This is a genomic window from Streptomyces inhibens (genome assembly GCF_003389455.1).
Classification (GTDB): Bacteria; Actinomycetota; Actinomycetes; order Streptomycetales; family Streptomycetaceae; genus Streptomyces; species Streptomyces inhibens.
On record NZ_QUAC01000012.1, the window covers coordinates 1 to 12,383 of the forward strand.

The 12,383-nt window shown below is 71.0% G+C and carries 8 protein-coding genes; 6 read left to right on the forward strand and 2 right to left on the reverse strand.

The features are described 5' to 3' along the window. A partial coding sequence (locus tag DY245_RS01650) for an ABC transporter ATP-binding protein (RefSeq protein ID WP_147318320.1) occupies window positions 1-1,894 on the forward strand: 1,894 nt, incomplete at its 5' end. A gap of 111 nt (window positions 1,895-2,005) precedes the next feature. Then, on the forward strand, window positions 2,006-3,424 hold the full coding sequence (locus DY245_RS01655) for a S28 family serine protease (RefSeq protein WP_128502637.1): 1,419 nt from the start codon (window positions 2,006-2,008) through the stop codon (window positions 3,422-3,424). Window positions 3,425-3,539: 115 nt separating this feature from the next. Here the strand turns inward: DY245_RS01655 and DY245_RS01660 are convergent, their stop codons facing one another. Both DY245_RS01660 and DY245_RS01665 read right to left on the reverse strand, forming a co-directional pair. Further along, window positions 3,540-5,390, reverse strand: coding sequence for a glycoside hydrolase family 3 protein (locus DY245_RS01660; RefSeq protein WP_128502639.1), 1,851 nt, complete (start codon window positions 5,388-5,390; stop codon window positions 3,540-3,542). Window positions 5,391-5,589: 199 nt separating this feature from the next. Next, the gene (locus DY245_RS01665; protein ID WP_128502649.1) at window positions 5,590-6,468 is read right to left on the reverse strand and encodes a sugar phosphate isomerase/epimerase family protein; all 879 of its coding nucleotides are present in this window, start codon (window positions 6,466-6,468) and stop codon (window positions 5,590-5,592) included. A 472-nt stretch (window positions 6,469-6,940) separates the two neighbouring features. Here DY245_RS01665 and DY245_RS01675 point away from each other — a divergent pair, with 472 nt between their 5' ends. The 4 genes from DY245_RS01675 (at window position 6,941) to DY245_RS01690 (ending at window position 11,943) form a co-directional block, all read left to right on the forward strand. Then, window positions 6,941-8,518, forward strand: coding sequence for an IS200/IS605 family accessory protein TnpB-related protein (locus DY245_RS01675; protein ID WP_425329334.1), 1,578 nt, complete (start codon window positions 6,941-6,943; stop codon window positions 8,516-8,518). A gap of 106 nt (window positions 8,519-8,624) precedes the next feature. Further along, window positions 8,625-9,776: a Gfo/Idh/MocA family protein gene (locus DY245_RS01680; RefSeq protein ID WP_128502645.1), complete on the forward strand. Its 1,152-nt coding sequence runs from the start codon at window positions 8,625-8,627 to the stop codon at window positions 9,774-9,776. Beyond that, window positions 9,773-10,951, forward strand: a complete 1,179-nt coding sequence (locus DY245_RS01685) for a dihydrodipicolinate synthase family protein (protein WP_128502647.1) — start codon at window positions 9,773-9,775, stop codon at window positions 10,949-10,951. Before DY245_RS01680 ends, DY245_RS01685 begins: the two co-directional genes overlap by 4 nt. Continuing rightward, entirely contained in the window at window positions 10,948-11,943 is a 996-nt protein-coding gene (locus tag DY245_RS01690) for a sugar phosphate isomerase/epimerase family protein (protein ID WP_244942762.1), read from the forward strand. Before DY245_RS01685 ends, DY245_RS01690 begins: the two co-directional genes overlap by 4 nt. The last annotated feature ends 440 nt before the right edge of the window (window positions 11,944-12,383 follow it).

The window sequence follows — 12,383 nt, forward strand, 5'->3', positions numbered from 1 at the left end:
GGCCGACGTGGCGCCCCGCACGGCCGCCGCCGGGCCCGGAATCGCCGCCGCGATGGCCGGCACGCCCGGGACGCCCGAGCTGCTCGCCCAGGTCGCCGCGCTGCCGCCGGCCACGGACACCCCCGACATCGACGAGGACCGTGCCGTACGCCCCGAGCGCGCCTACGGGCTGCGCCGGCTGCTGCACGGCTTCGGGGGGCCGCTGGCCGTTGCGCTGGCGCTGGTCGCCGTGGACGCCATCGCCGGGCTGCTGCTGCCGGTGCTGATCCGGCAGGGCATCGACGAGGGCGTCCGGCTCGGCGCGCTGGTCGGCGTCTGGACGGCCGCGGCGCTCGCCCTGATCGTGGTCCTCGTCCAGTGGGCGGCGCAGATCGGCGGCAACCGCATGACCGGACGCACCGGCGAGCGGGTCCTCTACTCCCTCCGCCTCAAGATCTTCGCGCAGCTCCAGCGCCTCGGCCTCGACTACTACGAGCGCGAACTGACCGGCAAGATCATGACCAGGATGACGACCGATGTTGACGCTTTGTCGACATTTCTGCAGACCGGCCTGGTCACCGCCCTGGTCTCGATGCTGACCTTCTTCGGCATACTCGTTGCGCTGCTCGCCATCGACATCCAGCTGGCCCTGGTCGTCTTCGCCACCCTTCCGCCGCTCATCATCGGCACGTACTTCTTCCGCAAGCAGAGCGTGAAGGCCTACGAGCTGGCCCGCGAGCGGATCAGCACCGTCAACGGCGACCTCCAGGAGAGCGTGGCCGGACTGCGAATCGTCCAGGCGTTCCGGCGCGAGCGGCGCGGCCAGGAGCGGTTCGCCGCCCGCAGCGACGCCTACCGCCAGGCCCGGATCCGCGGGCAGTTCCTGATATCCGTCTACTTCCCGTTCGTCCAGCTGCTGTCCTCGGTGGCGGCGGCGCTGGTGCTGATCGTCGGCGCCGACCGCGTCGGCTCCCACACCCTCACCGCCGGCGCGCTGGTCGCCTATCTGCTCTACATCGACCTGTTCTTCGCCCCCGTCCAGCAGCTCTCCCAGGTCTTCGACGGCTACCAGCAGGCGTCCGTCTCCCTCGGCCGCATCCAGGAGCTGCTGCGCGAGCCGACCACCACCCCGGCCGCCGAACGGCCCCGCGAAGTGCCCGCGCTGCGCGGCGACATCGCCTTCGACGATGTGCACTTCCACTACGGCGAGAGCAACGAACCGGCGCTGGCCGGCATAGACCTGGCCATCCCCGCCGGCCAGACCGTGGCCTTCGTCGGCGAGACCGGCGCCGGCAAGTCCACCCTGGTCAAGCTGGTCGCACGGTTCTACGACCCGTCATCGGGCGCCGTCCGTATAGACGGCACCGATCTGCGCGAGCTGGATCTGACCGGCTACCGCCACCGCCTCGGCGTGGTCCCCCAGGAGCCCTACCTCTTCGCCGGCACGGTCCGCGACGCCATCGCCTACGGCCGCCCGGACGCCACCGACGCCGAGGTGGAGGCCGCCGCCCGCGCCGTCGGCGCACACGCCATGATCGCCACCCTCGACGGCGGCTACCTCCACGAGGTCGCCGAACGCGGCCGCAACCTCTCCGCCGGCCAGCGCCAGCTGCTGGCGCTCGCCCGGGCCGAACTCGTCGACCCGGACGTGCTGTTGCTCGACGAGGCCACCGCGGCCCTGGACCTCGCCACCGAAGCCGTCGTCAACCAGGCCACCGACCGCCTCGTCGGCCGCCGCACCACCCTCGTCGTCGCCCACCGGCTGACCACCGCGGCCCGCGCGGACCGGGTCGTGGTGCTCGACCACGGCCGGATAGCCGAGGACGGCAGCCACGCCCAACTCCTCGCCCGCGGCGGCCGCTATGCGGAGCTGTGGCGCACCTTCACCGGCGAGGAGGAGGAGCTGGTGGCCTGAGGCCCCGGGGGGCCGTCCCACGAAGATCCGCCGGACGGCCCTCGGGGCTGGTGGTCCTCCCGTAGCGCCGATAGGTTCAGCCCGACCTTTGCTATCCCAAGGGGAGGGTGCATGCGCAAGGCCACCAGATGGCTGCTGTCGCTCGCCGTGCTCATAGGCACGGTAGGAGCCGGCAGCGCGTCGGCAGGAGCGGCCACCGCCGCCGAGCCGAAGACCGACGACATCAAGGACCGGATCCTGGCGATTCCGGGCATGAGTTTCATCGAAGAGAAGCCGGTCGACGGCTACCGCTACTTCGTCCTGAATTACACCCAGCCGATCGACCACCGGCACCCCTCGAAGGGGACCTTCCAGCAGCGGCTGACCGTGCTGCACAAGTCGGTGGACCGCCCGACGGTGTTCTTCACCTCCGGCTACAACGTCAACACAACGCCGTCCCGCAGCGAACCCACGAAGATCATCGACGGCAACCAAGTCTCCCTGGAATACCGCTACTTCACCCCGTCGCGGCCCGCGCCCGCCGACTGGAAGAAGCTGGACATCCGGCAGGCGGCCAACGACCAGCACCGTATCTTCGAGGTGCTGCACCGCATCTACGGCAAGAACTGGATCGCCACCGGCGGCAGCAAGGGCGGCATGACCGCCACGTACTACCGCCGCTTCTTCCCGCACGACATGAACGGCACCGTCGCCTACGTCGCGCCCAACGACGTCCGCAACGACGAGGACTCCGCCTACGACCGGTTCTTCCGGAACGTCGGCACCGCGCAGTGCCGCGCCGACCTCGCCGCCATCGAGCGCGAGGCCCTGGTGCGCCGCGGGGAGATGGTGGGGCGCTTCCAGGAGTGGGCCGACAAGGAGAAGCAGACCTTCGAGAAGGTCGGCAGCGCCGACCAGGCCTATGAAGTCATGGTCACGGACCTGGTGTTCGGGTTCTGGCAGTACCAGCCGGCCGAGACCGCCTGCGCCGAGGTGCCCAAGCCGACCGTCTCCACGGACGACCTGTGGAAGTGGATGGACAAGGTCGGCGGCTTTGACAGCTACACCGACCAGGGCATGGAGCCGTACACGCCGTACTACTACCAGGCGGGCACCCAGCTCGGAGAGCCCGGCTACGGCTACCCGCAGCTGGCCGGTCTGCTGAAGTACCCCGGGATCAACAACTCCCGGTCGTTCGTGCCGAAGGACATCCCGATGCGCTTCGACAAGCGCGCGATGCCCGACGTCGATCACTGGGTGCGTCACCACGCCGACCGGATGATGTTCGTCAACGGCCAGTACGACCCCTGGAGTTCGGAGCACTTCGAGCTCGGCAAGGGCGCCCGGGACTCGTATGTCTTCACCGTGCCCGGCGGCAACCACGGCTCGAACATCGCCAAGCTGAAGGACGCCGACCGCACCAAGGCCACCGCGGAGCTTCTCGACTGGGCCGGTGTCCCGGCCCCGAGCGGCGAGGCCACTCCGCTGGCCCCGTACGACAAGAAGCTGGACAAGCAGGAGGTCCGGCGGATGCCGATGCTGCGGCCGTAAGGCCGCAGGGCCGCAGGGCTTGTAGGGCTTGCAGGGCCGTAGGACAGCAGGGCGGCCCGTGACGGATGCGGCGCGCTCCCCGAGGGTGGGGAGCGCGCCGTACCCGTCCGCGCGCTCAGTACGACAGTCCGTGCCCGATCCGGTAGAGCGCCTGGTCCGGAGTGTCGGCGCGCATTATCGCGACCGGCAGTCTGCCCGTCGGATCCAGCCGGCCGGCGATCACCCGGGCCGCGGCCCGCAGCTCCACATCCGTCCAGGAGTAGCTCGCCAGAGCCGCCCTGACACCGTCCAACCGGGCGATGTCATAAGGGTTGCGGACCGCCAGCTGCACCACCGGCTTGCCCGTGTCCAGGAGGGCGCCCACCAGCTTCCGCTGCGGCGACTGCGCGCTCACGTTGTACGTGGCCACCACCACCGCATCCCGCTCGCCGAGCGCCGCCACCGCCCCGTCGATCTGCTGCTGGGTCGGCGCCAGGCCCGTGGAGAGCGCGATGGCCGAGAAGCCGAGCTCGGTGAGGGTCTTCGCGAGGACCGTGGTGGGCGGCCCGCCGGTGCCGGACGGCGCGGCCGCATCGAAGCCCACCACCAGCACCCTGCGCTCCCGCCGCCGGGACAGCGGCAGAATGTCGGCGTCGTTGCGCAGCAGCGTGGTGGTGCGGTCCGCGATCCGGTCCGCGGTGGTGAGATGGCTGCGGGTGCCGACCACCCGGTCCACGTCCTGGTGTGTGGTGTACGGGTCCTTGAACAGTCCGCGCCGCTCCTTGAGCAGCAGGATGCGCATCAGCCTGGTGTCGATATCGCGCTCGGTCAGCTCGCCCTCTTCGATCGCCTTGAGGACGGCCGCATGCGCGACGGACAGGTCCGGGGGGTTCAGCAGCTGGTCGACGCCGGCCTTGAGGGCGAGCACCGGCACCCGGGCATCGCCGTACTTCACCCGTACGCCCTCCATGCCGAGCGAATCCGTCACCACCACACCGTCGTAGCCGAGACGTTCGCGCAGGATGCCGGTGAGGATCGGCCGGGAGAGCGTGGCCGGGTCCTCGCTGGAATCGAAGGCGGGGACGACGATATGCGCCGTCATGATCGAATCGATACCGGCGGCGATCGCGGCCTTGAAGGGCGGTGCGTCCAGCCGCTCCCACTGCTCGGCGGTGTGGTGGATGTACGGCAGCCCGACATGGCTGTCGGTGTCGGTGTCGCCGTGCCCGGGGAAGTGCTTGGCGCAGGAGGCGATACCGGCGCCCTGATAGCCCTTCACCTCGGCGGAGACCATACGGGCCACGGCCTGCGGATCGGCGCCGAAGGAACGGACGCCGATGACCGGGTTGGCCGGGTTGACATTGACATCGGCGTCCGGCGCGTAGTTCTGCCGGATGCCCATGGCGTACAGCTCCTCGCCGGCGATCCTGGCCGCCGTGCGGGCATCGTCGCGGGACCCGCCCGCGCCGAGCGCCATCGCCCCGGGGAAAAGCGTCGCGGGCGCGCCCACGCGGGCCACTATGCCGTGTTCCTGGTCGGTGGAGATCAGCAGCGGGACGGGGACGCGCTGGGCGGCGGCGGCCTTCTGGATGCCGTTGGAGAGGTCGGCGATCTGGTGCGGCTCACGGGTGTTGTGGGCCCAGCCGAAGTAGATGATGCCGCCGACGTGGTACTTGGCGATCAGCTCCGCGGCGTTGGCGACCCCGATCTCCTTCTGGTTCGCCGCGACATCGGCCGGGTCGGGGTCGGTGGCGGAGTGCCCGTAGACCCGCATCACAAAGAGCTGGCCGACCTTTTCCTCCGGAGTCATACGGGAGATGAGGCGGCGCAGCCGGGCCCGGGTGGCGGCGGAGGGGGCGGGGGTGACCGCAGGGGCGGAGGGCTGGGTTCCGATGGTGGAAGCTGCGGCGTGTGCGGGGGTGGCGCCCGTGGCACAGGCGGCGGCTGCGGCTGCGGCGGTGGTCAGGACGGTACGTCTGGAGTGCATCTGCGCTCCTTCCGGAGGGCTTCCTCGGCTCATTGAAGGAAACTTCCAAGGAGACACGGATAGCCGGAAAACTATTGTCGGTCAATGACTCGATCCGTGGTGGCGCTCAGGTATTGCGGGGCGGGCAGGGGTGTGTGATGGGGCGTCGGGGGGCGGTCGGGAGGCGATGGGGCTTCGGGGGAGGGCCAGGCCGAGGTGATCAGGTGCCCGCGGGGGCGTCCGGGGCGGGGCCCTTGAGGAGACGTTGGAGGTGGGCGCGACCGGGGGCCAGGAGGGCGGGGAGCTCGGCCGCCTCGGGGTACCAGCGCTTCTCGTACTCCCAGCAGAGCCAGCCGCCCGAGCCCTGGTCGTAGATGCCCTCGGGCGTCGGCACCGGGCCGTGGGCGTCGCGGGGTTCCTGGCCGAGCGTGGCCAGGACGGCCGCCAGCGGCAGGGCGCCGGCGCCGAGCGGCAGGGGCGTGCTGTCCTCGGCCGAGGCGACGTCCTTGACCTGGACGTAGCCCAGATGCGGGGCGAGCGCGGCATGGGTGTCGACGGGCTCCTCGCCGCCGAGCCAGCTGTGCAGCACGTCCCAGAGCGCACCGATCCGGCGATGGCCCACGGGACCCAGGATGCGGGCGGCGGCCGCGCCCGTACGGTGCGAGTCATGGGTCTCCAGCAGCACGCGGACGCCCCGGTCGGCCGCGAGCGGCGCCACCGCGGCGAGCCGGCGGGCGGCATCCGCGTCCGCCTCGGCCGCCGGCCGGTCACCGCCGCCGGGGAACACCCGCACATACGGCGCCCCCAGATCGGCGGCGAGGAGCACCAGCTCGCGCAGCTCCTGTGCCAGCTCCCCCTCACCCGCCACGTCCCGGGCGGCGGCGACCCGGGCGTACCCGGCGACGGCCAGGATCTCGACCCCGGCGTCCGCGAACCGGCCGCGCACGGCGGCCCGTTCCCGCGCCCCGATCAGCGGATGCACCGGCTCCTCCGGATGGGCCCGCAACTCCACCCCCTGATACCCGGTCTCGACAGCCAGCCGCAGCACGTCGGCCACCGGCATCCCCGGCACCCCGAGGGTGGAGAAGGCGAACCGCATCGCGGGGGTGGTGTCATCCATGCTGCCGCCAGTGGTGCCCGTGCCGCTGCCGCCCATGCCGCGCTCCTCCGTCTCGCTCACGTACGTGCTGCTGACGTCCGTCTCGCTCACGTACGTGCTGCTGAGGTCCGTCTCGCTGACGTCCGTACCACTGACGCACACGCTGCTCACGTTCGTGCCGCTGACGCACGTGTTGCCTACGTCCTTGGCACGTATGCCCCTTCAGCCTGCGTCAACGCCGTCACCCGGGCCATCACAGGGCCAGCCGCCAGTCCTGGCCGACCAGGTCCTGCCCGAAGCTGTGGTGCGCCGACTCGGCGACCGTCGTCCTGGGGGGATTGTCAGTGGTCGCCGGTAGATTGCTGGTACTGGCCGCGGTGATGGGCGGAGGTGGGTGATGCAGCAACAGCAGTTCGGCAAAAGGCCGTTGCGGTCTCTGGCTGTGCCGTATGTGGCGTTGGGTCCGTCGGGGGTGGCGATCCGCGACCGGCTCAAGCGCCTGACCGCGCGGGATGAGGAGGTTCTTCGTGCGGTCGGTGAGTTTCAGGGCGCTCTGGCTTCGCGTGATCTCAAGGCTCGCTGCAGGGATGGGCACGGTCACTGCGCTGATTCGTGGGCGGGCCGCAAGCGGGAGCTGACGGCGGTGTCGTCGTCGCGGATCGCCGGGACGATCACCAAGGCCACGCATGATCAGTGGGCGCTCGCCCGCAGATGCCAGGCCGCCCACATCCAGAGCCTGGAAGCCGGAATCAACACGCTCCGGCGCCGCCTGTCCCTCCCGCTCGGCCAGAAGGGCACGAAGCGGGCTGCGGGCGGGTACCGGTCGCGGGGGGAGTGGTTTGGTAAGTCCCGCCGTCTGGCGATGCTGGAGGCCCGGCATGCCGGTGTTGCCGAGGACTGGCGGGCGGGCCGGGTACGGGTGGTGCGCGGCGGCCGCCGGCTGCTGAACACCCGCCATCATCTCGAAGTGGCACAGCTCACCGAAGCCCAGTGGCGTCGGCGGTGGGAGGCCGAGCGCTGGTTCCTGGCCGCTGACGGCGAGTCGGGAAAGCGTTTTGGCAACGAAACGATCCGTGTCACCCCCGACGGCGAAGTCTCCATCAAGCTGCCCGCACCGCTGGCCCACCTGGCGAACGCCCGCCACGGCCGGTACATCCTCGCCTCCGCAGTGGGCTTCAGGCACCGCGGCGAGGAATGGCGGGACCGCATTGCGAGCAATCGGGCGGTGGCCTACCGCATCCACCTGGACGTGGCCCGCGGTCGCTGGTACCTCACCGCCTCCTGGCAACGCCCCGTCATCAAGACGCTCCCTTTGGCCACCGCCCGCGCCCGGGGCATGGTCGGTGTGGACACCAACGCCGATCACTTCGCCGCCTACCGGCTCGATGCGCACGGTAACCCCGTCGGTGACCCGCGCCGCTTCTTCTACGACCTGTCGGGGACCGCCGGGCACCGTGACGCGCAGATCCGGCACGCCCTCACCCGTCTGCTGCACTGGACGAAGCGGACCGGCGCGACTGCGATCGGGATCGAGGACCTGGACTTCGCCGCGGAGAAGACCCGCGAGAAACACGGCCGCCGCAAGAAGTTCCGGCAGCTGGTCTCCGGCATGCCCACCGGCAAGCTCAAGGCTCGCATCATTTCGATGGCCGCCGAACTCGGCCTGAGCATTGTCGCGGTCGATCCGGCGTACACCTCCATGTGGGGCGATGAGCACTGGCGCAAACCCCTCACCAGCACGAAACGTCAAATGACTCGCCATGACGCCGCCTCGGTGGCGATTGGCAGGCGCGCCCTCGGGCACCCGATCCGGCGACGGGCGGCACCGCCCCACGACGACCAGAGTGATCGTCGTGGGCATCGGACCGTCCAGGCCACCTCGGATGGTCGAGGGCGTGAGGAAACCCGCCCCCGTATCCCCGGACCACGCACACGATGCGTGTCGCCGGACCGCGGCGCGAAAGCGGGCGACCAGTGTGCCCAACACCGTTCGGAGCACACGGCTGAGCAGCAGCCCTGGCAACAGGACTCACTCCCACTCAGTCTCTAGGAACGGTGCGCTCAAGAACAGCGATCACGATTCCCATCCCGAAANTCTCTAGGAACGGTGCGCTCAAGAACAGCGATCACGATTCCCATCCCGAAAGGGGCCGACCGTGACACGCACGACCGTACGCATCGCCATGAACGGCGTGACCGGACGCATGGGCCATCGCCAGCACCTGGTCCGCTCCCTCCTCGCCCTGCGCGCACAGGGCGGCCTCGAACTGGCCGACGGGACGGTGATCTGGCCGGAGCCGGTGCTCGTCGGCCGCTCCCCGCACAAGCTGCGGGCACTGGCCGAACGGCACGGCCTGGAGCACTGGAGCTGCGACCTGGACGCCGTACTGGCCGACGACAGCATCGACATCTACTTCGACGCACAGGTCACCGCCGCCCGCGCGGAGGCCGTGAAGAAAGCGATCGCCGCCGGAAAGCACCTCTACGTCGAAAAGCCCACCGCAGGCGACCTCGCGGGCGCGCTGGAGCTGGCCCGGCTGGCCCGGGACGCCGGCGTCAAACACGGCGTGGTCCAGGACAAGCTCTTCCTGCCCGGCCTCCGCAAGCTCCGCCGCCTCGTCGAGGGCGGCTTCTTCGGCCGCATCCTGTCCGTACGGGGCGAGTTCGGCTACTGGGTCTTCGAGGGCGACTGGCAGCAGGCGCAGCGCCCCTCCTGGAACTACCGCGCCGAGGACGGCGGCGGCATCGCGGCCGATATGTTCCCGCACTGGGAGTACGTCCTGCACGAGCTGTTCGGGCCGGTCAGGACCGTCCAGGCGCATATCACCACGCATGTCCCGCGCCGCTGGGACGAGTCGGGCACGCCGTACGACGCCACCGCCGACGACGCCGCGTACGGCATCTTCGAGCTGGCCGGCGGCATCGTCGCGCAGATCAACTCCTCCTGGGCGGTCCGGGTGCACCGCGACGAACTGGTGGAGTTCCAGGTGGACGGCACCGAGGGCTCGGCGGTCGCCGGGCTGCGCCACTGCCGGGTCCAGCACCGTTCCAGCACCCCCAAACCGGTCTGGAACCCGGATATTCCGGCCGCCGAACCGTTCCGCGACCAGTGGCAGGAGGTTCCCGACAACGCCGACTTCGACAACGGCTTCAAGGCCCAGTGGGAGCTGTTTCTGCGGCATGTCGTACGCGACGAGCCCTGGCGCTGGGACCTGACGGCCGGCGCCCGGGGCGTCCAACTGGCCGAACTGGGGCTGCGGTCGTCGGCGCAGGGCCGCCGCCTGGACGTACCGGAGCTGACGCTGTGAACGCGCCGCCGACCTGGTCCGATGCCGCCACCGGGTCCGCCAGTCGGCTCGCAGGGGCGGCCTCCCGGCCCCCGTTGCGCTCCCGTACGGTCTTCGCCGCCGCCCATGTGGTCGTCGATCCGCTCGCCGACACCACCCCGGACGGCCCGGCCGCACTCGACTGGGACGCCACCCTCGCCTTCCGCCACCACCTGTGGGCGCAGGGCCTGGGCGTGGCCGAGGCGATGGACACCGCGCAGCGCGGGATGGGCCTGGACTGGGGCGGCGCCGCCGAGCTGATCCGGCGCTCGGCGGCCGAGGCCAAGGCGGTCGGCGGCCTGCTCGCCTGCGGAGCCGGCACCGATCAACTCCCGCCTCATGGCGCCTCCTTGACGGACGTCCGAAAGGCGTACGAGGAGCAACTCGCACTTGTCGAGGACGCCGGTGCCCGGCCGGTCCTGATGGCGTCCCGTCAGCTCGCCGCGGCCGCCACCGGACCGGCCGACTACCTGGAGCTGTACGGCCATCTGCTGCGCCAGACCGCCCGGCCGGTGATCCTGCACTGGCTCGGCCCGATGTTCGATCCGGCGCTCGACGGCTACTGGGGCAGCGCCGAACTCGATGCCGCCACCGAGACGTTTCTGCAGATCGTCGCCGCACACCCCGGCAAGGTGGACGGCGTCAAGGTCTCCCTGCTGGACGCCGACCGGGAGGTACGGCTGCGCCGTAGGCTGCCGGAGACCGTGCGCTGCTACACCGGCGACGACTTCCACTACCCGGAGCTGATCGCCGGCGACGACCACGGCTTCAGCCATGCGCTGCTGGGCATCTTCGACCCGCTCGCCCCACTGGCCGCCGAGGCCGTTCGCCTCCTGGACACGGGGGACACCGCGGGGTTCCGGGCCGTCCTGGACCCGACGGTCGCGCTCTCCCGGCACCTCTTCCAGGAGCCCACCCGCTACTACAAGACCGGCGTCGTCCTGCTGGCCTGGCTGGCGGGGCACCAGTCGCACTTCACCATGGCCGGCGGCCTGCAGTCGGCCCGCTCACTGCCGCATCTGCGGCGCGCCTACCAACTGGCCGACGGGCTCGGCCTGTTCCCGGACCCGGAGCTGGCCGCCGACCGGATGCGGAAGCTGCTCGCCGTATATGGGGTGGGGGAGACGGCGGCGGAGAAGAGGGGGGAGGGGGAATGAGCGGCGACACCGGGCCGATGAAGCGCCGGACCACGGCCGAGTCCGCCGAGTCCGCCGAGTCCGCCGATTCCGCCGACTCCGTCGACGCTGCCGACCCCGCCGACTCTCTCCTTGCCCGTCTGAGCCTCAATCAGCGGACCGTCAAACAGTGGTCGCTGCCCGATCTGGCCGACGGGTGTGCGCGGGCGGGCGTACGGGGCGTGGGACTGTGGCGTGCGCCGGTGCAGGAGTACGGGGTGGCCGCGGCCGCCCGGCTCGTACGGGACGCCGGGCTGCGGGTCACCAGCCTGTGCCGGGGCGGTTTCTTCACCGCCCTGGACCCGGCCGAGCGGGCCGCGGCGCTGGACGACAACCGGGCGGCCATCGAGGAGGCGGCCGCCCTCGGGACCGACACCCTGGTCCTGGTCTCCGGCGGACTGCCCACCGGCAGCCGGGATCTGCCCGGTGCCCGGGAGCGGATCGCGGACGCGCTGGGCGAGTTGGGACCGTACGCCGCGGAGCGGGGCGTACGGCTGGCGATCGAACCGCTGCACCCGATGTTCGCGGCCGACCGGTGCGTGGTCTCGACGCTTGCGCAGGCGCTGGATCTCGCCGAGCGGTTCCCCGTCGAGCAGGTGGGGGTGGTCGTCGACACCTACCACCTGTGGTGGGACGACACGGTCGGCGCCCAGATCGAGCGCGCAGGGGAGGGGGTCGACCGCGCCGGGGAAGGGTCCGGGGGCGTCGGGAAGGAGCCCGGCGGCGGGGCCCGTTCGCGGATTGCGGCCTTCCAGCTCGCCGACTGGATCACCCCGCTGCCCGAGGGCGTCCTTCTGGGGCGTGGGCAGCTCGGTGACGGTTCGGTGGATCTGCGGTGGTTCCGGGAGCGGGTCGAGGCGGCCGGCTACCGGGGGCCGATCGAGGTGGAGATCTTCAACCCGGCGCTGTGGGCGCGGGAGGGTGCGGAGGTGCTCGCCGAGATCGTGGACCGCTTCCGGGCGCATGTGGGATGACGAGGGGAATTCGTACAGCAGTGGTACATCGGGTGACGGAGAAATAACTCAGCGAAGGCGCGCAACCGTTGGCCGCCTACAAAGGTCATAGCTGACGCTGGTCCCGATATGGGGAGGGATCCGGGGGGATCCGGGGCCGGCATGGAGGGGGAATCGAGGGGCCCGACCATCGGACGGGCCCCTCGATGGTGTTCGGCCGGGGCTCCGGCTCACCGTCCCGGGAGTCGTGCTCCGCCTGGGGTTCCGGTTCCTGTCCCCGAAGTCGTGCTCCGCGTGCGGTTCCGGCTCACCGTCCCCGGAGTCGTGCTCCGCCTGGGGTTCCGGTTCCTGTCCCCGAAGCCGTGCTTGGCGTGGGACCTGGCTCCCTGCCCCTGAAACCGTGCTTGGCGTGGGGTCTGGCTCCCTGCCCCTGAAACCGTGCTTGGCGTGGGGTCTGGCTC

Bases quoted from the DNA above. Each gene is read 5' to 3' on its own strand.
- DY245_RS01655 (WP_128502637.1), top strand. From the start codon at position 2,006: ATGCGCAAGGCCACCAGATGGCTGCTGTCGCTCGCCGTGCTCATAGGC.
- DY245_RS01660 (WP_128502639.1), bottom strand. From the start codon at position 5,390: ATGCACTCCAGACGTACCGTCCTGACCACCGCCGCAGCCGCAGCCGCC.
- DY245_RS01665 (WP_128502649.1), bottom strand. From the start codon at position 6,468: ATGCGGTTCGCCTTCTCCACCCTCGGGGTGCCGGGGATGCCGGTGGCC.
- DY245_RS01690 (WP_244942762.1), top strand. From the start codon at position 10,948: ATGAGCGGCGACACCGGGCCGATGAAGCGCCGGACCACGGCCGAGTCC.